Below are 25,540 nucleotides of genomic sequence, written 5' to 3'. Positions count from 1 at the left end.
TCCACTTTTAGCCCTGCGCGTTGCCTGACTGGCGATAGCGGGGCTCTTTTTGCCCGAAAAAAGGATCTTCGATCATGAAACGGTTCCGCTACCTGGCGCTTGCAGCCCTGCTCCCCAGTCTTTCCTCCCACGCGCTCGAGGTCGATCCTGGCGACTACGAGCCGCTCCCCGTGGGCGCGACCATCGGCGTGGTCTACTACCAGCATGCCAGCACCGACAAAGCCTATTCCAACGGGCACAAGACCAGCTCCGACTTCAACCTGACGTCCGACGTCGGCATTTTGCGTCTGCTGCACGTCTACCAGTTGAGCGAGCGGCTGACCATCGAACCGCAATTCCTGTTGCCCTTCGGCCATATCTCGGGCGGTGGAGATGCGTCTGCGCTGGGCGACGCCAGCGGCATCGGCGACCTCATTCTTACTGCGCCACTCAAGTACCGTCTCAACGACGCCAACGACACTCTCGGTGCGACCGCTTACCTGTACGTGCCAACTGGCAACTACGACAAGGACGACGCGCTCAACCTTGGCGAGAACCGTTGGAAATTCGATCTGCAGGCCGCTTACGTCAAGCACTTCACAGAAAAGTGGGCCATCGACCTCGTCGGTGACGCCATCTGGTACGGGGACAACAACGACTACGGCGCCAGCTCTGCCCGTCGCGAGCAGGACGTTTCCTATGGCGCCCAGTTGATGGGGCGCTACATGCCCGACGAGACGACGGCGCTGGCGATCGGCTTCGGCCACAGTTGGGGTGGGGAAAACCAGGTCGATGGTGTCAACCAGGACGACAGGATGGAAACCACCAACGTCCGCCTCACGGCCAGAAAGTTTCTGACCGCCAGGGACCAATTCCAGGTGCAACTTGGACGCGACCTTGCGGTGGAGAACGGCCCCAAAGAGGACTTTCGCATGAACCTGCGCTACGTCAGGATTTTCTAGCCCCCCTCCTCTGCGCAGCCCGTATCAAGCGTGCCAACCGACTCATGAGATGCCCCTGATCTTAAACGGAGTAACCCGACAATGACCGACCAGCAACCCACCGCAGAACAACAACCTTCCCTCTACACCCGTCTTGGCGGCTATGACGCGATTTATCAGTTCGCAGGCGCCGTGTTGAGAAAAACGATGGGCCATCCCGCCATCGGCCACATCTGGGCCCATATGTCGGAGTCGACGTTCCAGAAGGAACACATCAATTTTGTCGACTTCCTTTCCGAGCACTGGGGTGGCAGCGCCAAATACAGGGGCAGAGACATGGTTACCGCGCATCGCGGGATGGGGCTGACCGAGGTGCACTGGCAAGCGGTGCTCGATTGTCTGGAGGCCTGCTACGACGACTACGGCCTGGCCCCGGACCTGCGCAAGGAGGTCAATGACTTCCTCATCAAGTTCAAACCGGCGGTGATCGGCAGCCCCTCCTATCGGGATGTGGTACTCGCGCACCCGGAAATGGACCCGGCCAAAGGCATGAGGAGCGTCGGGGTTGTCTGGCCGAAACCCGGGAAACCGTCCCGGAAACCGACCACGGCCGAATCCGAAGACTGACACGCTCGGCAAAAACCGGCGCCACCGCAATACGGCGTCCCGCTCAACCAAGTGAATGTCCTCCTCAACCAAGCGCCGCTCAATGTGCGCAGATAGCTTGATACCAGCCCGGTCGTGACATCGCCAATCGTGCGCACCGTAACCGGGCTTCTCCGAGACGACGTTTGAACAGACATTGCCAACCCAGCAGGTTGGCACAGGACACAGGACACCCCATGGCCATCATCCGCCCGACGCTCGAACAAGTGCAGGATCTCGCCAGCCGCCTGCACATACAGCTGACTCCCGAGCAAGCCAGCGAATACCTGGCGCTCATGCAATCCAGTTTTGATGCCTACGATCTCGTCGATGAGTTGCCAGACTTCATCCCCCCGGTGTGCTACGAGCGCAGTGCCGGTTACCGCCCTTCAAGTACGGACAATCCGCTGAACGCCTGGTACTACAGAACCGAGGTAATGGGCGGCAGTTCGGGCAAGCTTGCCGGCAAGACGGTTGCGCTCAAGGACAATATCTCTCTGGCTGGTGTCCCGATGATGAACGGTGCCGCGCCATTGGAAGGATTCGTACCCTCGTTTGATGCCACTGTGGTGACGCGTCTGCTCGACGCTGGCACCACCATCCTCGGCAAAGCCACTTGTGAACATTACTGCCTCTCCGGTGGTAGCCATACCTCAGACCCAGCCCCTGTGCACAATCCTTATCGCCATGGATTCACCACCGGTGGCTCGTCTTCCGGCAGCGCAGCGCTGGTGGCGTCGGGTGAAGTCGACCTGGCTGTCGGTGGCGACCAGGGCGGCTCCATCCGCATTCCGGCAGCCTGGTGCGGCATTTATGGAATGAAGCCCACCTTCGGTCTGGTGCCCTATACCGGCGTCATGGCGATCGAGGCAACTTTCGACCATGTCGGCCCGATGACGAGCAACGTCCGCGATAACGCGCTGATGCTTGAAGTGATGGCTGGAGCGGACGGACTCGACCCGCGCCAGAGCGCGCCCGAGGTCGATGCCTATAGCGATTATCTGGAACGAGGCGTGACCGGACTGCGGATCGGAATTCTCCAGGAAGGTTTCCAACTCGCTAACCAGGACCCGCGCATCGCAGAAAAGGTGCGCAGCGCTATCGCCCGGCTCGAGGCGTTGGGTGCGCGGGTCGAGGAAGTCTCGGTTCCCGAACACAACCTGGCGGGGGCATTGTGGAGCCCGATCGGCTGTGAAGGCCTGACCATGCAAATGATGCACGGCAACGGCGCGGGTTTTAACTGGAAAGGGCTTTACGACGTGGCTCTGCTGGACAAACAGGCCGGTTGGCGTGACCAGGCCGACGCACTGTCGCCGTCACTCAAGCTGTGCATGTTCGTGGGTCAGTTCGGTCTGGAGCGCTACCACGGTCGCTACTACGCCAAGGCCCAGAACATTGCACGCTTTGCCCGGGCCGCCTATGACCGGGCGCTGAATACCTATGACCTGCTCGTCATGCCGACCGTGCCGATCACCGCCCAGCCACTCCCTGAGCCGGGTGCTTCAATCACCGAAACCGTCACGCGTGCGTTGGAGATGCTGGGCAATACGGCCGCTCAGGACATTACCGGGCACCCCGCGATGTCGATCCCTTGCGGCCTGGTGGACGGACTGCCCGTGGGGCTGATGCTTGTCGGAAAACATTATGCCGAAGGCACCCTGTATCAAGCGGCAGCGGTATTCGAGGCCTCTGTCGATTGGCGGACGCTGTAAATCGGCGCATCGCGCTGAACGTGAGTAGCAAATTCAGAGGGGTCAATACATGAGCCATACGCACGAACATCATCACGATCACGATCACACCGAGCCCCCCGAGGCCATCGCCCTGCGCGTCAAGGCGCTCGAATCCCTGTTGATCGAAAAGGGTCTGGTCGACCCGACCGCCATGGATGCGCTGGTGGACACTTACCAGCACAAGGTCGGCCCGCGCAACGGCGCTCAGGTGGTCGCCAAGGCCTGGTTCGATCCCGATTACAAAAAACGGCTGCTGGAAGATGCCACAGCGGCGATTGCCGAACTGGGTTTTTCCGGCGTGCAGGGCGAAGACATGGTGGTGGTGGAGAACACCGCGACCGTGCACAACGTGACGGTCTGCACGCTGTGCTCCTGTTACCCCTGGCCGACGTTGGGCCTGCCCCCCGCCTGGTACAAATCCGCGCCCTATCGCTCACGGATAGTCATCGATCCACGCGGCGTACTGGCCGAATTCGGTTTGCTTGTTCCCGAAGACAAGGAAGTGCGGGTCTGGGACAGCAGTGCCGAGTTGCGCTACCTGGTACTGCCGGAACGTCCGGCGGGCACAGACGGCTGGAGCGAGGAACGCCTGGTCGAGCTGGTGACGCGTGACGCCATGATCGGTACCGGCCTGGCCAAGACACCGGGCGACGCAGCCTGACCCCGCGAAGGAGAAAACCATGAACGGTGTACACGACTTAGGCGGTATGCACGGGTTCGGCCCGGTGCTCACCGAAGACAATGAACCGGTGTTCCATCACGACTGGGAACGCAGGATCTTTCCGCTCTTTGCCTCGCTCTTCGTCGGCGGCTACTTCAATGTCGACGAATTCCGCCATTGCATCGAACGCATGCAACCGGCGGAATACTTGCAGTCGAGTTACTACGAACACTGGCTGCACGCCTTCGAGACCCTGCTGCTGGAAAAAGGCGTGATCAGCGCTGGCGAACTGCAGGGCACGTTCAAACCGGCCTCGCCGACGCAGCCCCCAACGGTGCTCACACCAGACATCGTCGAGGCGGTGACTCTTGGCGGCGCTTCATCCAGGGCGAAGGAGCCGGTCGCCGGCCGTTTCCGGGTTGGTGACCGAGTGCGGACGAAAAATTTCAATCCAACCACCCACACCCGACTGCCACGCTACGCGCGCGGCAAGGTCGGGACCATCGAGATTGCACACGGTGCGTTTGCCACCCCGGACACGATGGCCCACGGTCTGGGCGAACAACCGCAACAGGTCTATGCCGTGCGCTTCAGTGCGACAGAACTGTGGGGCGTGGCGCGACCGGACAGTGTCTGCATTGATCTGTGGGACAACTATCTGGAGGCCGTATGAACGCCAGCAAGCTTCACATCCCGCCCATCGCCGGTCTGTCCCTCGACGTTGAAGGCCCGGTGTTCGACAAACCCTGGCAGGCCCAGGCTTTTTCCCTGCTGCTACACCTGCACCAAACCGGTCTGTTTCCCTGGAAGGACTGGGTGCAGACATTCAGCGAGGAGATCAAGGCAAGCCCGGCGCAGCCCGGAGAAACCATCAACGATGCTTACTACCGGCAGTGGATTACGGCCATGGAAAGCATGGTCACCGCACTCGGTTTGACCGCTTTCGAAGACATCACCCGGCGCACTGAGGAATGGCAGCAAGCCTACGAGAACACGCCCCACGGACAACCGGTCACGCTGCTTAATGCGAGTTGCCCACCGCCCCACGAGCACGAACACCTGCCACGGCGCGAGCCGGTAGCGATCAGCCGAGCCGCAAACTGAAACCGCAGTCATCCGTTTTTTTACTGTCGAGGTCGCGAAGCGGCCAAGGAGCATTCGTCATGCATATCGAACCTGATCTGGTGGAAGCCGGAAAACTCTGGCTGAGCTATGTCACTGCCGCAGGTGTCGGCGCCTACACCGTCAAACTCGCTGCGCAAGCCATCGGTGAGCGTGGGGTCTTTTCGCTGCTGGCCCGGACTGTCACTGCCACGGCCCTGGTCTTCAGCTTCTTCGAGCTGCTGCCGCACTATCCGGTCGGTGTTTCCGAGGTGCATCTCATCCTGGGGTCAACGCTGTTTCTGCTGCTTGGCGCCGCACCTGCTGCGGCGGGTCTCGCCCTGGGGCTGCTGATTCAGGGCCTGTTCTTCGCGCCATTCGACCTGCCGCAATATGGCATGAACGTCACCACGCTACTGGTACCGCTGTGCGCAGTCGCTGCCCTGGCGAAACGCATCATTGCGCCCGACACGCCGTATGTGGAACTGAGCTACAGACAAGCGCTGGGGCTGTCGACCGCCTTTCAGGCAGGCATTGTCGCCTGGGTGGCGTTCTGGGCTTTCTACGGAAAAGGCTTCACAGCCGAAAACGCCCTGTCAGTTCTGACCTTTGGCAGTGCCTACATGACCGTCGTCACCCTCGAACCGCTGCTGGACCTGGCCGTACTGGCCGCGGCCAAGGCCAGCCATCGTCTGCGGGGTAGTTCGCTGCTCGAACGCCGTCTGTACCAGGCCGCCTGAGTCGACGCACTCCAGTCCAGATCGGCCTGCCCCGAGCATTCGAAGAGCGTAATGCTCGGGGAATCAACCGCAACAACCGCCCCGCGACTGCCGTAGCAGCCGCGAACGGTGAAGATGGCTTCAACGCTATGGCTTACTGATCTTGAACCAGATGGAGTACATCGCCGGCAAGAACACCAGCGTCACGATGGTTCCGACGAACGTGCCGCCGATCAGTGTGTAAGCCAGCGTGCCCCAGAACACCGAGTGCGTCAGTGGAATGAACGCGAGAATGGCCGCCAGCGCAGTCAGCAGTACCGGGCGAGCACGCTGTACCGTGGCTTCGATCAAGGCGTGAAACGGATCAAGTCCTTCTTGTGCGTTGTGATGGATTTGTCCGATCAGGATCAGCGTATTACGCATCAGAATCCCCGACAGGGCGATCAACCCGACCAAGGCGTTGATACCGAACGGCTGCTGGAAGAGCAGCAGTGTCGGCACCACACCCATCAGCCCGAGTGGCGAGGTGAGGAACACCATGATCATTGCCGATACCGAACGCACCTGCAGAATGATGATCAGCAGCGTGACGGCGATCATGATCGGCAGCAGTGGCAAGATCGCTTGGCCGGCCTTGCCCGACTCCTCGATCGCCCCCGATTGCTCGATACGATAGCCCTCCGGCAGCGTGTCGATGACCGGCTGCAGCGCCTTCGTGATCACGCCTGAAACGTCCGGAGGCTGCAAGCCTTCGGCAATGTCGCCGCGTACAGTAATGGTCGGCGTGCGGTCACGACGCCGAAGGACAGGATCCTCCATGCGCACATCCACTGTCCCCACTTGCGACAGCGGAATCCGCTGGCCCGCCGTGCCCACCAGCGTAAAACCTTGTATTTTTGCAGGGTCGAGCCGGATATCACCCGCTGCTCGCCCGATCACCTGTACCGAACGGATGTCCTCACGAACGGCCGTGATCGATACCCCGGCAAGCAGAAACTGCAACTGCTGCGCGACCGCGCTGGAGGTCAGCCCCACTGCCTGCAAGCGGTCCTGATCCAGGGTGAAATGCAGCGCGGGTGTCAGCGGTCCCCAGTCACTATTGACGGTTCGCATCAAGGGGCTCGCCTGCATCACGGTCTGCACCTGAGCGGCAATCTCACGCAATGTCGAGGGATCGGGCCCCATCACCCGGTAGGCGACAGGAAACGGTGAATACGGACCAAACACCAACTGCGTCACCCTGACCCGCGCTTCTGGAGCCAGCCCTTCGGCGACGGCCTCGCGCAGACGGAGCTTGAGGACTTCCCGTGCCTCCTGACTCTGCGTCAAAACCACAATCTTCGCGAAAGACGGATCAGGCAGTTCCGGCGCCATGGCCAGGTAGAAACGCGGCGCACCCTGTCCGATATAGGCCGTGACGATTTTTGCTTCATTCTGCTTTTGCAGCCAGGCCTCGACTTTGGCGGTGGTGATACTTGTCTGCTCGATGGTGGTTCCATAGGGCATTTGCACTTCAATCAACACTTCGGGACGGTCCGAGGTGGGGAAGAACTGCTTCTTGACCAGGCTCATGCCGACAACGGCCAGGACAAACGTCGCGATCACGGTACCGGCGACCAGCCATTTGCGGGCAATCACGCGCGTCAAGATCCGGCGGAAGCGGTTGTAGTTGGGCGTGTTGTAAATGGCCGCGTGACCACCTTCGACCTGTTTGATGTCCGGCAACAGCTTCACGCCCAGATAGGGGGTGAAGGCCACCGCAACCACCCATGAGGCAATCAGCGCAATGCCTACGATCCAGAACATGTTGCTGGTGTACTCGCCAGCGGTCGATTGCGCGAAGCCGTTAGGCAGAAAGCCGATAGCGGTCACCAGCGTGCCGGAAAGCATCGGTGCGGCAGTGTGACTCCAGGCATACGCGGACGCTTTGATACGGTCGTAGCCCTCCTCCATTTTCACCACCATCATCTCGATCGCAATGATGGCGTCGTCCACCAGCAGTCCAAGCGCCAGGATCAGCGACCCCAAGGTGATCCGGTCAAAGTTCTTGCCCGTTGCCGCCATCACCACAAACACCACGGCGAGCGTCAGTGGCACCGCTGCGGCCACGACAATACCGACGTGCCAGCCCATGCTGAGAAAGCACACCAGCATCACCACCAGCAAGGCGACGAAGAACTTGATCATGAACTCGTCGACGGCTGAACTGATATTCACCGACTGATCGGTGACTTTGCTGAGTGTCATACCCAGTGGCATGCCTTCGTTGATCCGGGTGGTCTCCACGTCCAGTGCCTTGCCCAGGTCCAGGCCGTTCCAGCCCTCGCGCATTACCACACCCAGTAACAGCGCTTCCTCACCGTTGTTACGCACAAGGAAGGTGGCCGGATCTTCGTAACCCCGCTCGACCGTCGCAACGTCCGAGAGCTTCAAGGTACGTCCCTGAATCGCCAGCGGTGTGTCACGAATCTTCTGCACCTTGTCGAAGGCGCCGTCGAGACGCAGGAAGACTTCTGGCCCCTTGGTTTCAATCGAGCCGGCCGGCGTCAGTACGTTTTGATTGTTCAGCGCGGCAAAAATATCCTGCGGGGTCACCCCCAGTGTGGCCAGCCGCTCATGGGAGAAAGAGACAAAGATGCGCTCGCTCTGCTCACCTATGATGTTGACCTTTTTCACGCCTGGCACATGCAACAGGCGCTGGCGCAGCGATTCGGCATCACGTACCAGCAGGCGCTGCGGCTCGCCTTTGGCTTTCAAGGCAAACAACGCAAAGGTCACATCTGCAAACTCATCGTTGACCATCGGGCCAATCACGCCGGCCGGTAGCTTGATCGACTCATCGTCGAGTTTTTTGCGCGCCTGGTAGAACTCCTCCTGCACTTGGGAGGGCGGTGTACGATCAAGCAGTGTCACCACGGTGAAGGCCAGACCCGGACGAGTGTAGGTTTCCGTGCGGTCGTACCATTTCAACTCTTGCAGGCGTTTTTCCAGCGGCTCGGCGACCTGGTCCTGCATTTCCTGCGCGGTCGCGCCCGGCCACGCCGTAATGACCGTCAGCTGCTTGACCGTAAACGGCGGGTCCTCCGCGCGCCCGAGCTGAAAAAACGCGAGGATCCCGGCAACACCGATCAGGAAGATCAGAAACGCCGTGATCGAACGCTCGCGAACGGCAAGCGCCGAAAGATTGAAGCGTCCCTGGCTCATGGACGGCTCCCGGCAACCTGGACGTCAGCCTGTTGAGCCAGTCTCACCTCCTCCCCCTCGCGCAGAAGATGTGCGCCTAAAGCGACAACTTGCTCACCGACCTTGAGTTCACCGTCGACACGCGCAATGTCATCGCTCACGCCCAATATCTGCACAGGCCGCCAGTTCACCTTGGTCGGGTTGCCAGCAATCACCCAGAGGCCGGGGCCTTTGCCTGGGTCATAAACCGCCGCCAGCGGCACTTGCAACACCTGTGCATTTGCGCGGCTGCCAGCGATCTGCAGCGTAACGGTCGAACCGAGCGGCGCATTGGCCAGCGCGCCCTCCAGCACATACCGCGCCTCAAAGGTGCGCGTCATGCGATCGGCCGAATCAGACAGCAGCCGCAGCCTGGCTGTCACGGCACCCGAGGTGTTGCCATAAAGTGTGGCCTGCGCGGTCGAACCTGCCGCCGGACGTAGCGTCTCGGGCAGGTGCACGATGGCTTCGCGCTGCCCTGCCCGCGCCAGTCGAACCACGGCTTGCCCGGGGCTCACCACTTGTCCTGGCTCGGCCAGCGTCTCCACCACCACGCCATCGGAATCAGCAAGCAACACCGCATAACCGGACGCATTGCGAGCGACGTCAGCCTGCGCTTGCGCCGCGCTCAACTGAGCTTTGGCGGTATCTGCGGCGGCTTTGATCTGATCGTAGGCCGAGGCCGAGATGGCACCGGCGGCGACCAGGTCGCGATACCGGGCCTCGTCATCCGCGGTTTGTATGGCTCGCGCCCGAGCGGCCATGACCGACTCTTGCTGCGCCCGCGCCTGCAGCCCGAGATCAATCGGGTCGAGACGCATCAGTGGTTGACCTTGTTTGACCGTCTGGCCTGTGTCAACCAGACGCTCGAGTATTTTGCCCGAGACCCGAAAACCAAGGTCAGCCTCGACGCGGGCGATCACGACCCCCGTGAAAGCACGTGAAGCCTCGGACGCCGCCGAAACCGCAGCGGACCTCACCAACGGGGCATGCGTACGGGGATCGTCAACGACGGATGAGTCGCCACACGCCGTCAGGACGAGCGGCAACAGACAAACGGCAATTGGTACAGCTAGAGGCCGGCGCATAGGTTCCGTTACTCAAGAATAGGACATGCCGGCATTTTCATTAAGGTGACCATTAATGTCAACGGTCACACATTTTCAGTGTGTGGCGCATAATGACAAGATATCGTTGACCTTAAAGCTGTGACCGCAATTTAATATGGTCACTTATCATCTTCGTCGCAGGTACCTCCATGCCTCCTGTTCGCCCTATTACGCTTTTGGTGGCCGCCAGTTTGATGGCAGGCTGCGCGGTCGGTCCCGACTATCAACGGCCTGCCCTCGCGCTTCCCGATCGTTACCTGAGTCAGCCAGCAGCCGAACAGACGCCGGCAACTGCGCCGGCCCGGCTGGTCAACTGGTGGGAGAGTTTTAACGATCCCGTGTTGACCGGTTTCGTCACCCAGGCGCTGGAACAGAACCTCGATCTGGCACAAGCAGCGGCGCGGGTCACACAGGCACGGGCAGGATTGGGGGCCGCAAATGCCGCTCTGTTGCCCTCGGGGAGCATTGATGGCCAGGCCGCACGCGCCTATCAATCCGTCGAGACGCCGCTCGGCCAGGTGTTGAACTCAACGCCTGGCTATGATCGCTATGGAAGTTCCTACGAGCTCAACCTCAATGCCGGCTGGGAGATTGATGTCTTTGGCGGGCTGAGACGCGAGCGCGAAGCCGCACTCGCCGAATACCAGGCCTCCGAGGCGGGCGCGACCGCCACACGCCTGGCCATTGCAGCGCAGACGGCCGATATCTATATCACCCTCCGTGGGTTGCAGGCGCGACTGGAGATTGCCAACCGCCAAGTCGAAACCCAGCAGGGACTGCTGGAGAAAGTCCGCCTGCTCTACGGCAAGGGCCTCGCTGCCCGCTATCAGGTTCAACAGACTGAGGGCGCGCTGGCGCAAGTCCAGGCGAGCGTGCCAGTGCTGCAGACCGGCCTGGATGCCGCCATGAATGCGCTGGACGTGATGCTCGGCACCCCGCCGGGGACTCACCGCACGCAACTGGCTGGTACGGCGAGCATTCCTGTTGTGCCGCCGATAAACGCCTCGGGAACGCCGGCCGATCTGCTGCGCCGCCGGCCGGATCTGATCGTCGCCGAGCGCCGCCTGGCAGCCTCCAATGCACGCATCGGCGTGGCGATTGCCGAGTATTACCCGAAACTTTCGCTCAGCGCATTGCTCGGTAGCGCCACGGCTGTTTCCGGCGGCAACCTGTTCACTGGCGGCGCCAGTCAGTCGGCGGCGGTCCTTGGGTTGCGCTGGAGACTTTTTGACGTAGGTCGGATAAACGCGCAGATCGATCAGGCCAAAGGACAGGAAGCCGAAGCGCTGGCCGCTTATCGTCAGTCGGTGTTACGCGCCACTGAGGATGTCGAGAATGCCTTCTCCGCCCTGGTGAACCGCAACCTTCAGGCCACCACGCTCGCGGGAGGCGAGGCTTCTCTGACACAGGCTCGCCAATCGTCTTTTATTGCCTATGGAAAAGGCACCGCGAGCCTGATTGATGTGCTCCACGCCGACGAAACGTTGCTCCAGGCTTCCGATGCCCGTGCGCAAGCGCGGACAGAATCGGCGCGGGCTGCGGTCGCCGCATTCAAAGCGCTCGGCGGCGGCTGGCAAGTTCCCGAAACCCTGCCTCTTGCGTCGCGATGAAGGTCGCCAGCTTTGCAAAGAGTTTGGCTCGACAGTACCCAGCAAAAGGTCGATCGCGGTTTTGACGTGGGCCACGCCACGGCGTTTTCATCAGAACCTGATGGCCAAAGTCATGGGGGTTTGACCTACAAAAAAGGGCCAACCTCTCTGCGAGAATCGGCCCGATCAACATGCCCTTGCGCGTGTGGGGTCGGGAGGCAGCACGCACTCCCGCCCCCACATTGTGAGTACAGTCCTCAGCTAAAAACGGTAGCTGACAGACGTACCGAGCCCGCTCGCACTGTTCTTGTACCTGGCGCTGTAGGCACCTCTGGATGGCGAGCTGTCGTTGACCTTCACGCTCTCCTCCCAGAGGTAGGAATAAGCGAAGTCGATGGTGACATTTTTCACCGGCGTCCAGCCCGCACCGAAGCTGATAACCTTTCGGTCGCCTGTAGGAATACGGGGGCCGCGATTGGTGTTGTTGGCGGGTGATTGATCTACCGAAAACCCGCTACGCAACACCCACTGGCTATTCAATTGATAGGCGGTACCGATGGCGTGTGCCCACGTGTCATGCCAGTTCTGCTCTTCGCTGATCGTCCCCAATTGACCGCTCAGCAACGGCGGCAGGCCGCTGTTTTCGATCGTCAGCTCCTTGAAGCGACTCCAGCGCGTCCAGGTGCTACCGACATAGAGCGTCCAGTCGTCATTGAATTGATGCGTGGCCGAAAAATCCACCGACTCCGGCGTATCCACATCCAGCGATGCGTCATAACTGCGGCCGCTGACGCCCAGCACGCTGAAGATGCCATCGGTGACCTTGGTTTTCGCATCCAGGTGGTAACTGACTTTGGAGTGATAAGTCAGCCCCAGGCGGGTCTGATCTGTCGCCTGCACCAGCACACCGGCGTTGAAGCCCAGCGCGGTGTCATCACCCGTGCTTTTGAGCTTGCCGTCATTGCGCCCCGGCGTTAATGGATTGGGCACCATGCCCGATATCTCTCCACCGATACGGTTGATGGTCGGACCGAAACCGATCGAGACTTTTTCGTTAAAGGCGTAGCTGATGGTCGGCTGGAAAGTCAGCGTGGTGACTTCGCTCTTGTTGGCGTAATAGCGTCCGGCAAACCCACTGCCGTAGTCGGTGATCAACCCGAAGGGTACATAAAACCCGACGCCGAATGCCCATTGCTCATCGATGGGTTTGACGTAATAGCCCATCGGTACGGTGGTCGTGGGCACCATGTCGCCATCCTCCTTGCCGCCGAACGTACTGCGAGTCCGGCTGATATCGGACTTGGCGAACAATGTCGCCGCCCCCACGCTGACCTGCTCTTGTTTAAGTCGCGCCATGCCCGCCGGGTTGCCGTAGATCGTACTCGCGTCTTCGGCCGATGAAGATCGTCCGGCAAACCCGGACCCCATCCCGCTGATGCTTTGTTCGTTGAGTGCAAAGCCACCGGCCAGCACATTCGAAGACGCAAGCACGACGGCCAGGCCCACGGGGCTCTTGAGCATTGTTTTTTTCATTATCGGGACTCTATGGAGATCACTGGAATAGAACATCGAACTACAGCGAAGCCATATTATCCATGTGACCAATTCAGTTAATGGTCACGAAGAGCGAAATGTTGCGCCCTCCCGGCACTCATTGGCCGGGAACGGAAAACGTCATGTGGGGGATGTGGTTTTGACTCGAATCGACTGACAGATTTGCCCAGCGACAGTCAGGGCATGAGGCTGCGCAGGATGAGGTTGGAGGTCAGCGTGGGCGCTTGCTCGATGAAATCCAGATTGTGCTGCAACAGCAAGGGGTTGACGAAAGGTCGCAGCGCCAGATCGATCGCCTCGACAGTCTCGTCCAGTGGAGTCTTGCGCTCGAACTCCCCCGCTTCTCGTCCTTGCCGCACGATGTCGACAATAAAGTCTTTGATCTGTGCTTCATACACCTGGGCACTGTGCCAACGCTCCGAAGCGGAAAACGCCGCGATGTCATAAAGCTTGCGGTCGTTGAAGAACAGGTTCACCCCCGTGGCAATGACGGTTTTTACCAATCTGCGCAAACGCTCGGTCGCCGAAAGAGATTCTTCGTTAACAGCCTGCTCGACGGCTGCAACGATTTGCCCCAGACAATTGGCGCAAATGGCCTCGCCAATCGCTTGTTTCGAGTCAAAAAATTTATAGATGTACGCCTTGGAAAAACCGATGGCCTTGGCCAGGTCGGAAACCGTGGTTTTCGCATAGCCATACTGGCTGAAGTGCTCATTGGCCGCGGCGACAATCTGGTCACGAATGTCGTGCTCGGCCGGGCCACGAGTGTTTGGCGAGGAGGCAGATATTGATAGCTGATTCATGACAGCAGCTTACTCATCCTATGGCGGGCTGACAACTTGTGACCACACAGGAATAAGGTCACAAGTCTGGCGATTTCAGACGAGGCCAGCCGTTACATCTGCTTGCCGTTACGCCCAGTGATCGCCACGGTAGTCGGCGAATCAGCCAAGGGAACAAAGCGTCGGGTTGAACCATCCAGCGCATCGATGCACCCCGCCTCGATGTCGTAGACCCATCCGTGCAGATTCATGCGCCCTTGCTCGAGCGCGAGGGCCACAGAGGGATGCGTGCGCAGGTTCGCCAATTGCGCGATCACATTTTCCCGGACCAGACCATCGAGCTTCGCGCGCGGTGTGTCGAATTCATGCGCCGCGTTGATCGCTTTCGCAGCGTCCGCGTGACGCAACCAATTGGCGACCGCAGGAAGATGATCCAGACAGGTGCAGCGCGATATCGCGCCCATCGCTCCGCAGTCCGAGTGCCCGCAGATCACGATGTCCTGTACGCCGAGCACGGCGACTGCATATTCGACGGTAGCCGACACGCCACCGGGTTCGGGACCGTACGACGGCACAATGTTGCCGGCGTTGCGGATCACGAATAGTTCACCGGGTTCGCGCTGTGTAAGAAGCTCAGGCACTACACGACTGTCCGAGCAAGTAACGAATAACGCCTTCGGATTTTGTGAGGTCGCGAGTTGCTTGAACAGCTCGACACGTTGCGGATATACCTCACGCTGAAAGCGCAGAAAGCCGTCGATAATGTCACGCATGAAGTTCTCCAAATCCTGATGCCGGATGCTTGCAAAAGTACTCGATATGAAAGGGTCGTGGTGTTTTCAGCGCTGCAACAGGCGCTTCGTCATCACCATCGACGTCTGCAGCGACTGCCCCGTGCGCTGCAGCTTGTTCAACAGACTCGCCCCCAACCACAGTTGATAGAGCGTTTCTGCCAGTTGCCGAGCGTCAGTCTGCGGCAAACTTTTATCCAACTGCCCTTCTTCCAGGCACGTCGTAATGCGCGCAACGATGCGCTCGGCGCCGTCACGCAAGGTGAGGCGCATCGACTCTGACAGGTCGGCGACTTCCGCGCTCAACTTGACCACCAGGCATTCATCGCCATGACCTTCCAGGGTGCAGCGGTTCTGCCAGCCTTGCCAGTAATCCATCAGCCGCTCATAGGCACTGAGCCCAGGCAGAGTCAGGCGTCGCTCCATGTCCGCCAGGTAGCCGACAAAGTAATCCTCCAGCAGCGCCTGGCCGTAGAGTTCCTTGGATTTGAAGTAGTGATAGAACGAGCCCTTGGGCACACCGGCGGTCTGCAGGATCTCGCTCAGGCCCACGCTGGTGAAGCCCTTTTCGGCCATCATGCGGTGGCCGGTGTCGAGCAGGTGTTGGCGGGTATCGTCGTAGGTCGGTTTCATGGGGCGCAAAATACCAAACATTAGACCAGTCGTATATTTCTGATGAGCAGAAGTTTGCCACAGTGATGGCGCGGAAACACGGGCGTAAAAATTTACTAGACGACCGGTCTAATATGAATCTATTCTGTGCCCGTCACTCCTTCCGAGGTGTCACAGACGAACCCGTCGAGGACACCAGACCAATACAGGGCGCTCTATGAAAATCTTGATGGTTCTGACTTCCCACGATCAGCTTGGCAACACCGGCAAGAAAACCGGCTTCTGGCTCGAAGAGTTCGCGGCCCCCTACTACGCCTTCAAGGATGCCGGCGCGCAGATCACTCTGGTTTCGCCAGCCGGCGGCCAGCCACCGCTCGATCCGAAAAGCGATGAGCCCGATGCACAAACCGCTGAAACCGACCGCTACCGCCAAGACCCTGCTGCTCAGCAGGCACTGGCCAATACCGGGCGCCTGGCGGATGTCCGCGCTGAGGATTTCGATGCCGTGTTTTATCCCGGTGGCCATGGCCCGCTGTGGGATCTGGCCGAAGACCAACACTCGATCGCCTTGATCGAAGCCTTCGACCGCAGCAATAAACCTCACGGGTTCGTCTGCCATGCGCCGGGCGTTCTGCGCCGCGTGGTGGCTGCCGATGGCAAACCGTTGATTGAAGGCCGGGACGTCACCGGTTTCACCAACGCTGAAGAAGCCGCTGTAGGCCTGACCGATGTCGTGCCGTTCCTGATCGAAGACGAATTCCAGCGTCTCGGCGGCCGCTACTCCAAGGTCGCTGACTGGCAGGTTCACGTGGTGACCGATGGCCAACTGGTGACGGGTCAAAACCCAGCCAGCTCGTTAGCCGTCGCCGAAAAACTGCTGAAGCTATTGGCCTGAGCCCTCCAGCGTCCAGACACCGTGCGCATCCCGCACGGTGTTTTTTTTACCGCACCACTAGTCGACTGGTCTAATAAGGCCAAAACAGGAATCACATGAAAAACAGCCCTTATTTCACCCCCGTCAAACTGGGCCTGCACACCCTGAAGAACCGCATCGTCCTGCCGCCCCTCACCCGCCAGCGCAGCACACAACCGGGCAATGTCGCCAACGCATTGATGGCCGAGTATTACCAGCAACGCGCCGGCGCCGGTCTGCTGGTCACCGAAGGCACGCAGATCGAGCCTCGCGGTCAGGGCTACGCCTGGACTCCCGGCATTCACACCCCTGAACAAATTGCCGGATGGCGCACAGTCACCGAAGCGGTGCATGCACAGGACGGCGTGATTTTCGCGCAGCTTTGGCACGTCGGCCGTGTGTCCCACACCGCGCTGCAACCCGATGGGGCGGCCCCGGTTTCAGCGTCCGCCATCGCCACCGAGCGAGTCAGCGTGTTCATCGAAACCGCGCCGGGCGCCGGCGAACTGGTTACGCCATCCGCGCCGCGAGCGCTGAGCACCGATGAAGTCCAGGAACTGGTTCAGCTCTATATACAGGCGGCGCGCAATGCGATGGACGCCGGCTTCGACGGAATCGAACTGCACTGCGCCAACGGCTATCTGGTGAACCAGTTCATTTCTGCCCACAGCAATGTGCGCACCGATCAGTACGGTGGCTCGCTGCACAATCGCCTGCGCTTTCTGCGCGAAGTGGTGTCGGGTGTCGCCGAGTGCATCGGTAAAGAGAAAGTCGGTGTGCGTTTCGCGCCGCTGTTCACCACCACCGATGAAGCGCGCACCTATCTGGGCATGGTCGAAGAGGATCCGCACACCACTTACATCGAAGCGATCAAAGTGCTTGAGGATGTGGGCATCGCCTACCTGTCCATCGCCGAAGCGGACTGGGACGACGCGCCCGCGATGCCGCAAACCTTCCGCCGTGCAGTGCGCGATACCTTCAGTGGCGCGATCATCTACGCCGGGCGTTACAACGCTGAATCCGGTGCGCAATTGATTGAATCGGGACTGGCGGATCTGGTGGCTTTCGGCCGTCCGTTCATGGCCAACCCGGACCTGCCGGCGCGCATCGCCAATGACTGGCCGCTCAATCCACTGAACCCCGCCACGGTCTACGGCGGCAATGCCGAAGGCTATGTGGATTACCCGACCTACAGCGAATAATTCCGCGAATTCGCACTGCGCTCCCATTCACCGGGAGCGCTTCCTCTTCTCCCCCGCTACACCCGCAACCTCGCGCGCTGCGCTGCGAGGTTTTCGCATCTGCACAAAAAAGATTGCCGATTGATTGTCAGGTTTATTTTTTCAGCCTATCTTGGATAAACCTATACAACACATCAATACGTGTACAACTTATTGTCAATGCTCAGGTCTGGGCGAAAACCGGATGGCTTGCTGTCGGCAGCATTCAAGCTGTATTAAGCGTCAATGACTTGCTGCACAGATTTTAGGGTTTTGCTCTCATACAAGCGCCATAAACCTGTACAGACACTTTAAGCCGTACAAGCAGTTAATTCACTTCAGCACGCGTGCATTCAGGGAGTAAGGGCATGACCCGATTTCTGCTGTTACTGGCGCTGACACTGGGCGTTGCAAGCTGCGGCAGCGTGGATGTCAGCCACTATGCCGATCAGCAACCGGCGCTGGATCTGCAACGCTTTTTCAGCAAACCCGTGAAAGCCTGGGGGATGTTTCAGAAGCGCTCGGGGGAAGTGGTCAAGCGCTTCGAGGTCAACATCGTCAGCCACCGCGAAGGCGACAACCTGATTCTCGATGAGCGCTTCCTGTACAGCGACGGCACGCGCCAACGCCGCGTCTGGACCCTGACGCCCGAGGGCCAGGGGCGCTGGAGCGGGCGTGCGGGTGATGTGGTGGGTGTCGCCACAGGTCAGGTCGCTGGCAATGCGTTGCACTGGCGTTATCGCCTGAATCTGCCGGTCGACGGCTCAACCTATGAAATGAGCATGGACGACTGGATGTACCAGATGGACGAGGACACGCTGATCAATCGCACCAGCATGTCCAAGCTCGGGGTTGAAGTCGGCCAGGTGACCTTGTTCTTCCGTCGCGTTGACGCCGGTCACACTGAATGAACGTTACTCGCCGTTTGTGCCTGGTACTGGGCGATCAGTTGTCCTTCGACCTGGCTTCGTTACAGACGCTCGATAGCGAGCGCGACACTGTGCTGCTGGTCGAGGTCATGGAGGAAGCCAGCCATGTGCCGCACCACCCGCAAAAGATTGCCCTGATCTTCAGTGCCATGCGCCATTTCGCCCAGGCACTGCGAGACCGGGGCGTTCGTGTCGAATACGTGACCCTGGATGATCCGCACAACAGCGGCTCGGTGCCGGGGGAATTACAGCGTTGGCAGAAACAATTGAATGCCGAGGAAGTGCACGTCACCGATTGCGGGGACTGGCGCCTGGAGCAATCGATCAAGGACTGTGGTTTGCCCGTTTACTGGCACGCCGACACGCGCTTTCTGTGCAGTCGCGCCGAGTTCGCCAACTGGGCTGCCGGCAAAAAGCAGTTGCGCATGGAGTTCTTCTATCGCGAGATGCGCCGCAAGAGTCGCTTGCTGCTCAATGGCGACGGCACGCCGGTGGGTGGTGCGTGGAATTTCGATGCGGAGAATCGCAAGTCACTGCCCAAAAGCGTGAAAGCCCCCTACCCGATCCGTTTCAGCAACGACGCCATCACCCGCGAAGTGCTGGACCTGGTGAAGGCTCGCTTCAGTCAGCATTACGGTGCACTCGACGACTTCAACTACCCGGTCACCCACGCCGACGCGCAGGCGCTGTGGGAATATTTTCTGGATTATGGTCTGGCGGGTTTCGGCGACTATCAGGACGCCATGGCCAGTGACGAACCGTTCCTGTTTCATGCGCGCATCAGCGCCGCGCTCAATATTGGCCTGCTGGATTTGCGGCAGTTGTGCAGCGACGTCGAGTCGGCTTATTGGACCGGCAGGATCGCTCTGAATGCTGCCGAAGGCTTCATTCGGCAACTGATAGGCTGGCGGGAATATGTGCGCGGCGTGTACTGGCTGAAAATGCCGGACTACGCACTGGGCAATGTATTCGGCAACGACCGGCCACTGCCCGAATTCTACTGGACCGGTGCGACGCAGATGAACTGCATGCGCCAGGCCATCGGCCAGAGTCTGCAGCACGCCTACGCGCATCACATCCAGCGGTTGATGGTCACCGGTAATTTTGCCCTGCTCGCCGCCATCGCGCCGAGCCAGATCTGTGAGTGGTACCTGGCGATTTACATGGACGCCTTCGACTGGGTCGAACTGCCCAACACCTTGGGCATGGTCATGCATGCCGATGGCGGTTACCTCGGTTCCAAACCCTATTGCGCCAGTGGCCAATACATCAATCGCATGTCCGACTACTGCCGAGGTTGTGCCTACAAGGTCAGCGAAAGTACCGCGGACAATGCCTGCCCGTTCAATGCGTTGTACTGGCATTTTCTGATGCGCCACGGTGAACAACTGCGTGGCAATCAGCGCATGGCGATGATGTACAAAAACCTCGACCGCATGCCGCCAGCCAAACAGGAGGCGCTGTGGCAACGCGGGCAGAACCTGTTGGCGCGCCTGGATAACGGCGAATCGATCTGAAATGAGCGCTGCATGCGCGAGTGGTGAAACTTAAGCACAACCCGCCCGGTCAACGGATGATCGGCGCTCGAGTCCCCTGCGAGCGCGACGATCACTGCTCGCGTTGTGCCTACGCGCTCTATGAAGCCAGCCCCTGAAAACCCAACAAAGCAGGTCACATGGATACCCTTGAACACCTTAGTCGCGAAGCGCTTGAGTCAGAGGTAAGGCGATTGCGCGCGGCGCTTCAGAGCACTCAGGTCGACACCCAGGACGTTGACCTCGATCGCGACATGGCGGCGCAACTGCAAGCCAGTCGGGATGCGCTCGCCCGCAGCGAGGCTCGCTTCATCACCATTCTGGAAACCATCGAGTCGGCGTTCGCCATCGTCAAGGTCAAATTCGACGCTGACGATAAACCCGTCGATTACTACTTCGTCGAAGCCAACCCGGCGTTCGAACACCAGTGCGGGGTCAACCTGCGCGGCAAATGGGTGACCGAGTTCGCGCCCAATCTGGAAAGCTTCTGGTTCGAAACCTACGGCCATGTGGCCAAAACCGGAGAGCCGGCGAACTTCGAAAATTATGCCAACACCTTCGAACGCTGGTTCGACGTGCGCGCGGTGCGGGTCGGCGATCCGGCTGACCGGCAGATCGCGATCCTGTTCAACGACGTCACCCAGCGGCGCGACGCCGAAGAGCGTTTGCGTGCCAGTGAAGCACTGGCGCGGGAGAACGTCGAGCGTGTGCAACTGGCGCTCGCCGCCGGTGCGATCATCGGCACCTGGCACTGGGACCTGCTCACCGACCGCTTTGCCGTGGACGAAGCATTCGCCCGGGTGTTTGACCTCGACCCGGCGCTGGGCCGCGAAGGGCTCAGCCTCGAACAAGTCATGGTGACCGTGCATCCCGAAGACCAGGATGGACTGACCACCGCGATCAACGAAGCCATCGGCCGTGGTGGCGCCTACTCCCACCAGTACCGTGTGCGCCGCACAGACGGCAGATATCAGTGGATCGAGGCCAACGGCCGTGTTGAATGTGCCGATGATGGAACGCCGCTGCGCTTTCCCGGCGTGCTGATCGATGTCGAGGAACGGCGCAATGTCGAAGCGGAGCGCGACCGCGCCATCGCCGCGTTGCGCGCGCTCAACGATACGCTGGAGCAGCGCGTGTCATCGCGCACCGCAGAGTTGATGCAGGCCGAAGAGAAGCTGCGTCAGTCGCAGAAAATGGAAGCCGTCGGCCAACTGACCGGGGGCCTGGCGCATGACTTCAATAATTTGCTGGCCGGCATTTCCGGTGCGCTGGAGTTGATGGGCGCGCGCATCAGCCAGGGCCGGCTGAATGAGGTCGACAAATACATGGTGACCGCCCAGGGCGCGGTGAAGCGAGCCGCCGCCCTGACCCACCGCCTGCTGGCGTTCTCCAGGCGCCAGACCCTCGATCCGCGACCGACCGATGTCAACACGCTGATGACCGGCATGACCGAACTGATCCAGCGTACGGTCGGCCCCAGCATCGTTCTGGAAACCCGCGGCGTGCCGGGGCTCTGGCCAACGCTGGTGGATGCCAGCCAGTTGGAGAATGCCCTCCTTAACCTGTGCATCAACGCGCGCGATGCGATGCCGGATGGCGGGCGCATCACCATCGAGACGGCCAACCGCACGCTGGACTGCGAGACGGCGCGCACCCTGGACATGCCCGAGGGCGAATACCTGTGCCTGTGCGTGACCGATACCGGCACCGGGATGACTGCCGATGTGATCGCCAAGGCCTTCGATCCGTTCTTCACCACCAAACCGCTGGGCCAGGGCACGGGGTTGGGGCTGTCGATGATCTACGGTTTCGCCAAACAGTCCGGTGGCCAGGTGCGCGTGCATTCGCAGGTCGGCCAGGGCACCGAGATGTGCATTTACCTGCCTCGCTACCACGGCGAGCCCGTGCCGAATCAGGATCACAAGGACAACGCGCCGGCCGCCTTGCCCAAGGCTGGCGAGACCATTCTGGTGGTGGACGACGAGCCTACGGTGCGTGCGCTGCTGACAGACGTGCTCGGCGATCTCGGCTACACCTTGATAGAGGCCGCTGACAGTGTGGTCGGACTGAAGATGTTGCGCTCGGACATTCACATCGACTTGCTGATCACCGACGTCGGCTTGCCGGGCGGCATGAACGGTCGGCAACTGGCCGATGCCGGCCGGGAAATCCGCCAGAACCTGAAGACCCTGTTCATCACCGGGTACGCAGAAAACGCGGTGATTGGTGCCGGTCAATTGGGCCCGGACATGCAGGTGCTGACCAAGCCGTTTGCCGTCGACACACTGGTAGCGCGGGTCAGCGACCTGCTGGCGATGAAATCCGAATGAGCGACCGTTGCGGTGCTGTAATCCCAAAGAGAGTGGCTGCGGCCAAGGAGTGATAAATGGTGACGTTTCTGATTTTTCTGATCGCGTGCGGCGCTGCGGCGACTACCGGGGTGATTTTCAAACCCGGGCCATGGTACGAAGGGCTCAATAAACCCGGATTTACTCCACCCAATTGGGCGTTTCCGGTGGCCTGGACAATAATCTATCTGTTGCTGGCCTGGGCCGGTTATCGCTTGAGCCTGATTCCTGGCAGTCAGACGGTACTGGCGCTGTGGGCGGCGCAGATTGCCTTGAACACGTTGTGGACGCCGGTGTTCTTCGGCGCGCATCAGGTGGCCGCCGCCATGGTGATTCTGCTGCTGTTGTGGCTGGTGGTCGCGGTGATGGTGTTTATGGCGTTGCGCCTGGATTTGATCACCGGGTTGATCCTGTTTCCTTATCTGGCCTGGTTGTGTGTGGCGGCGGCGTTGAATTTCTCGATTCTGCGCAATAACCGTGGTTGATGACGGCGACTGTCATAACTCCCATTTTTTCTGACAAAAAGGCGCTTTTTCAGGCATTCAAAATATCTTTCCAGGCCCTTGAAAGCGCAGGTCCCCGCTCAGGACGGGGATTTCGCAATGAACAACAGTTCATTACTGAATTAGTGATTTAACTAGGTAGTTACCTATCTATATAATGCACGCCTCATTTCAACGGGACATTCAACGTGAAGCAGAGTCAACGCCTCTCGGGCATATCAAAATTCATTCTGGTCGGGCTGGGGGTGATCATCGCCCTGCTCGGCCTGGCACTTGCGGCTGGCGGAGTGAAGCTGGTCAGCCTGGGAGGGTCGTGGTACTTCCTCGTGGGCGGTCTGGTGATGGCCGTTTCCGGTCTGCTGATCGCTCGCTACAAGACGGCCGGCGCCTGGCTGTTTGCAGCGTTTCTGGTCGGGACAGCGATCTGGGCGGTGAGCGATGCCGGGCTGGTGTTCTGGCCGGTGTTCTCGCGTCTGTTCATGTTCAGCGCCGTGGGTCTGGCGGTGACGCTGGTCTACCCGCTGCTCAAGCGTGCCAACGGTGGTGTTCCGGGTCGTGGCGCTTACGCCGTTGCCGCTGTGCTGGCCGTGGGACTGGCGGTGGCTGCCGGCAACATGTTCGTTGCGCACCCGACTGTCGCGGCAACCGGCACTGGTCCGGGCCTGACCCCGGTTGAGCCGGACAAGGCGCAAAAAGACTGGGCGCACTACGGTAATACCGAGGGCGGCAGCCGCTTTGCTGCGCTGGACCAGATCAACCGCAACAACGTCGACAAGCTCAAAGTAGCGTGGACCTACCACACCGGTGACGTCGCCGAGAGCGATGGCAACGGTGCCGAAGATCAGCTCACTCCGCTGCAGATCGGCAACAAAGTGTTCATCTGCACCCCGCACAACAACCTGATCGCGCTGGATGCCGACACCGGCAAAGAGCTGTGGAAGAATGCGATCAACGCCCAATCGAAAGTCTGGCAGCGTTGCCGTGGCATGGCCTATTTCGATGCGACCAAAAGCATCGCTCAGCCAAGCAATTCGAGCATTATCGAAGCCAAACCGGCGCCGGCCGCCAATTGCCAGCGCCGTCTGCTGACCAACACCATCGACGCCCGCCTGATCGCGGTCGATGCCGACACCGGCGAGTTCTGCCAGGGTTTCGGCAACAACGGCCAGGTTGATCTGAAGGCCGGTCTCGGTGACGTGCCGGACAGCTACTATCAGCTCTCCTCCGCGCCGCTGATGGCCGGCACCACTGTGGTGGTCGGCGGTCGCGTAGCCGACAACGTACAGACCGACATGCCGGGCGGCGTGATCCGTGGTTTCGACGTGATCACCGGCGCCATGCGCTGGGCCTTCGACCCGGGCAACCCGCAGGACAAACAGGCACCGGCCGACGGCAGCACGTACGTGCGCAGCACGCCGAACAGCTGGGCGCCGATGTCCTACGATCCGGCGACCAACACCGTGTTCCTGCCGATGGGCAGCTCGTCCACCGACATCTATGGTGTCGAACGCAGCAAACTCGATCACACCTACGGCGCCTCGATCCTCGCGCTGGACGCCACCACCGGTGATGAACGCTGGGTATTCCAGACCGTGCACAACGATCTCTGGGACTTCGACCTGCCAATGCAGCCGAGCCTGATCGACTTCACCAAGGACGGCAAAAGCGTTCCGGCGCTGGTCATCGGCACCAAGGCCGGGCAGATCTACGTGCTCGATCGTGCCACCGGCAAACCGTTGACCGAGGTTAAAGAAGTCCCGGTCAAAGCCGCGAACATCCCGAACGAACCGTACTCGCCAACCCAGCCAAAATCGGTGGGCATGCCACAGATCGGTGCCCAGCACCTGACTGAGTCGGACATGTGGGGCGCCACCCCGTACGACCAGTTGCTGTGCCGGATCGATTTCAAATCGATGCGTTACGACGGCCTGTACACCGCGCCCGGTACCGATAAATCCCTGAGCTTCCCGGGTTCGCTGGGCGGCATGAACTGGGGTAGCATCTCCACTGACCCGGTACACGGTTTCATCTTCGTCAACGACATGCGCCTGGGTCTGTGGATTCAGATGATCCCGTCGCAGAACAAGGCTCAAGCCTCCTCCGGTGGCGAAGCGTTGAACACCGGCATGGGCGCGGTACCCCTCAAAGGCACGCCGTATGCGGTGAACAAAAACCGCTTCCTGTCGGTGGCCGGCATTCCGTGCCAGGCTCCGCCGTTCGGCACCCTGACCGCAATCGACATGAAGACCCAGAAAGTCGCGTGGCAGGTTCCGGTCGGCACCGTTGAAGACACAGGTCCCTTGGGCATTCGCATGCACCTGCCGATCAAGATCGGTCTGCCGACCCTCGGCGGCACCCTGTCGACCCAGGGTGGCCTGATCTTCATCGCCGGTACCCAGGACTTCTACCTGCGCGCCTTCAACAGCGGCAACGGTGAAGAGGTGTGGAAGGCGCGTCTGCCGGTCGGCAGTCAGGGCGGCCCGATGACCTTCGTTTCGCCGAAGACCGGCAAGCAGTACATCGTCATCACCGCCGGTGGTGCGCGTCAGTCGACCGATCGCGGCGACTACGTGATGGCTTACGCCTTGCCGTAAACCGCAGCGCCCGTGCTGAACACGGGCGCTTTCTTTTGCGCGCGGCACCTGAGGGTGCCG

21 protein-coding genes are annotated in these 25,540 nt (G+C 60.3%); 15 read left to right on the top strand and 6 right to left on the bottom strand.

What is annotated here, in order from left to right; genetic code table 11:
- Positions 1–74: 74 nt before the first annotated feature.
- From LOY52_RS13405 to LOY52_RS13375, 7 genes are all read left to right on the top strand, one after another.
- A complete protein-coding gene (locus LOY52_RS13405) occupies positions 75–941 on the top strand; it encodes a transporter (RefSeq protein ID WP_258679803.1) in 867 nt (288 codons plus the stop codon).
- Positions 942–1,022: 81 nt separating this feature from the next.
- Complete coding sequence (locus LOY52_RS13400; protein WP_258679802.1) at positions 1,023–1,547, top strand: group 1 truncated hemoglobin; 525 nt, start codon at positions 1,023–1,025, stop codon at positions 1,545–1,547.
- Between the two features lie 215 nt (positions 1,548–1,762).
- The gene (locus LOY52_RS13395) at positions 1,763–3,277 is read left to right on the top strand and encodes an amidase (protein ID WP_258679801.1); all 1,515 of its coding nucleotides are present in this window, start codon (positions 1,763–1,765) and stop codon (positions 3,275–3,277) included.
- A gap of 49 nt (positions 3,278–3,326) precedes the next feature.
- Positions 3,327–3,959, top strand: coding sequence for a nitrile hydratase subunit alpha (gene nthA, locus LOY52_RS13390; RefSeq protein ID WP_258679800.1), 633 nt, complete (start codon positions 3,327–3,329; stop codon positions 3,957–3,959).
- 19 nt (positions 3,960–3,978) lie between these two features.
- A complete protein-coding gene (gene nthB / locus LOY52_RS13385; RefSeq protein ID WP_258679799.1) occupies positions 3,979–4,632 on the top strand; it encodes a nitrile hydratase subunit beta in 654 nt (217 codons plus the stop codon).
- The gene (locus LOY52_RS13380) at positions 4,629–5,063 is read left to right on the top strand and encodes a nitrile hydratase accessory protein (RefSeq protein WP_258679798.1); all 435 of its coding nucleotides are present in this window, start codon (positions 4,629–4,631) and stop codon (positions 5,061–5,063) included. The genes nthB and LOY52_RS13380 overlap by 4 nt, the downstream gene beginning before the upstream one ends.
- A 59-nt stretch (positions 5,064–5,122) precedes the next feature.
- A complete protein-coding gene (locus LOY52_RS13375; RefSeq protein WP_258679797.1) occupies positions 5,123–5,800 on the top strand; it encodes an energy-coupling factor ABC transporter permease in 678 nt (225 codons plus the stop codon).
- Positions 5,801–5,926: 126 nt separating this feature from the next.
- Here LOY52_RS13375 and LOY52_RS13370 read toward each other — a convergent pair whose 3' ends face one another.
- Positions 5,927–8,983, bottom strand: coding sequence for an efflux RND transporter permease subunit (locus LOY52_RS13370; protein ID WP_258679796.1), 3,057 nt, complete (start codon positions 8,981–8,983; stop codon positions 5,927–5,929).
- Positions 8,980–10,089 carry an efflux RND transporter periplasmic adaptor subunit gene (locus tag LOY52_RS13365; RefSeq protein ID WP_258679795.1) on the bottom strand — a complete coding sequence of 370 codons (1,110 nt, stop codon included), beginning with the start codon at positions 10,087–10,089 and terminating at the stop codon, positions 8,980–8,982. The genes LOY52_RS13370 and LOY52_RS13365 overlap by 4 nt, the downstream gene beginning before the upstream one ends.
- 170 nt (positions 10,090–10,259) lie before the next feature.
- Here LOY52_RS13365 and LOY52_RS13360 point away from each other — a divergent pair, with 170 nt between their 5' ends.
- Positions 10,260–11,720 carry an efflux transporter outer membrane subunit gene (locus tag LOY52_RS13360; protein ID WP_258679794.1) on the top strand — a complete coding sequence of 487 codons (1,461 nt, stop codon included), beginning with the start codon at positions 10,260–10,262 and terminating at the stop codon, positions 11,718–11,720.
- A 240-nt stretch (positions 11,721–11,960) separates the two neighbouring features.
- Here the strand turns inward: LOY52_RS13360 and LOY52_RS13355 are convergent, their stop codons facing one another.
- From LOY52_RS13355 to LOY52_RS13340, 4 genes are all read right to left on the bottom strand, one after another.
- Positions 11,961–13,232 carry an OmpP1/FadL family transporter gene (locus LOY52_RS13355; RefSeq protein WP_258679793.1) on the bottom strand — a complete coding sequence of 424 codons (1,272 nt, stop codon included), beginning with the start codon at positions 13,230–13,232 and terminating at the stop codon, positions 11,961–11,963.
- A gap of 197 nt (positions 13,233–13,429) precedes the next feature.
- Positions 13,430–14,056 carry a TetR/AcrR family transcriptional regulator gene (locus tag LOY52_RS13350; RefSeq protein ID WP_097089798.1) on the bottom strand — a complete coding sequence of 209 codons (627 nt, stop codon included), beginning with the start codon at positions 14,054–14,056 and terminating at the stop codon, positions 13,430–13,432.
- A gap of 92 nt (positions 14,057–14,148) precedes the next feature.
- A complete protein-coding gene (locus tag LOY52_RS13345) occupies positions 14,149–14,808 on the bottom strand; it encodes a carbonic anhydrase (RefSeq protein ID WP_258679792.1) in 660 nt (219 codons plus the stop codon).
- A 66-nt stretch (positions 14,809–14,874) separates the two neighbouring features.
- Complete coding sequence (locus tag LOY52_RS13340; protein WP_097089858.1) at positions 14,875–15,459, bottom strand: TetR/AcrR family transcriptional regulator; 585 nt, start codon at positions 15,457–15,459, stop codon at positions 14,875–14,877.
- A 196-nt stretch (positions 15,460–15,655) separates the two neighbouring features.
- On the opposite strand from LOY52_RS13340, the gene LOY52_RS13335 reads away from it, so the two are divergent.
- From LOY52_RS13335 to LOY52_RS13305, 7 genes are all read left to right on the top strand, one after another.
- Positions 15,656–16,333 (top strand): type 1 glutamine amidotransferase domain-containing protein, encoded by a 678-nt coding sequence (locus LOY52_RS13335; RefSeq protein ID WP_258679791.1) that lies wholly within the window; start codon positions 15,656–15,658, stop codon positions 16,331–16,333.
- 95 nt (positions 16,334–16,428) lie between these two features.
- Entirely contained in the window at positions 16,429–17,553 is a 1,125-nt protein-coding gene (locus tag LOY52_RS13330) for an alkene reductase (RefSeq protein ID WP_258679790.1), read from the top strand.
- Between the two features lie 386 nt (positions 17,554–17,939).
- Positions 17,940–18,482, top strand: a complete 543-nt coding sequence (locus LOY52_RS13325) for a DUF3833 domain-containing protein (RefSeq protein WP_258679789.1) — start codon at positions 17,940–17,942, stop codon at positions 18,480–18,482.
- Positions 18,479–20,017 carry a cryptochrome/photolyase family protein gene (locus tag LOY52_RS13320; protein WP_258679788.1) on the top strand — a complete coding sequence of 513 codons (1,539 nt, stop codon included), beginning with the start codon at positions 18,479–18,481 and terminating at the stop codon, positions 20,015–20,017. Before LOY52_RS13325 ends, LOY52_RS13320 begins: the two co-directional genes overlap by 4 nt.
- A 158-nt stretch (positions 20,018–20,175) precedes the next feature.
- Positions 20,176–22,365 carry an ATP-binding protein gene (locus LOY52_RS13315; protein ID WP_258679787.1) on the top strand — a complete coding sequence of 730 codons (2,190 nt, stop codon included), beginning with the start codon at positions 20,176–20,178 and terminating at the stop codon, positions 22,363–22,365.
- Positions 22,366–22,424: 59 nt separating this feature from the next.
- Positions 22,425–22,868, top strand: coding sequence for a tryptophan-rich sensory protein TspO (gene tspO, locus LOY52_RS13310; RefSeq protein ID WP_027611782.1), 444 nt, complete (start codon positions 22,425–22,427; stop codon positions 22,866–22,868).
- A 206-nt stretch (positions 22,869–23,074) separates the two neighbouring features.
- On the top strand, positions 23,075–25,480 hold the full coding sequence (locus tag LOY52_RS13305) for a glucose/quinate/shikimate family membrane-bound PQQ-dependent dehydrogenase (RefSeq protein WP_258679786.1): 2,406 nt from the start codon (positions 23,075–23,077) through the stop codon (positions 25,478–25,480).
- The last annotated feature ends 60 nt before the right edge of the window (positions 25,481–25,540 follow it).

The sequence above is a fragment of the Pseudomonas sp. B21-051 genome (assembly GCF_024748795.1).
Lineage (GTDB): Bacteria > Pseudomonadota > Gammaproteobacteria > Pseudomonadales > Pseudomonadaceae > Aquipseudomonas > Aquipseudomonas putida_A.
Note: the sequence above shows the minus strand (reverse complement) of the source record. Positions and strands in the feature narration are given on the sequence as shown.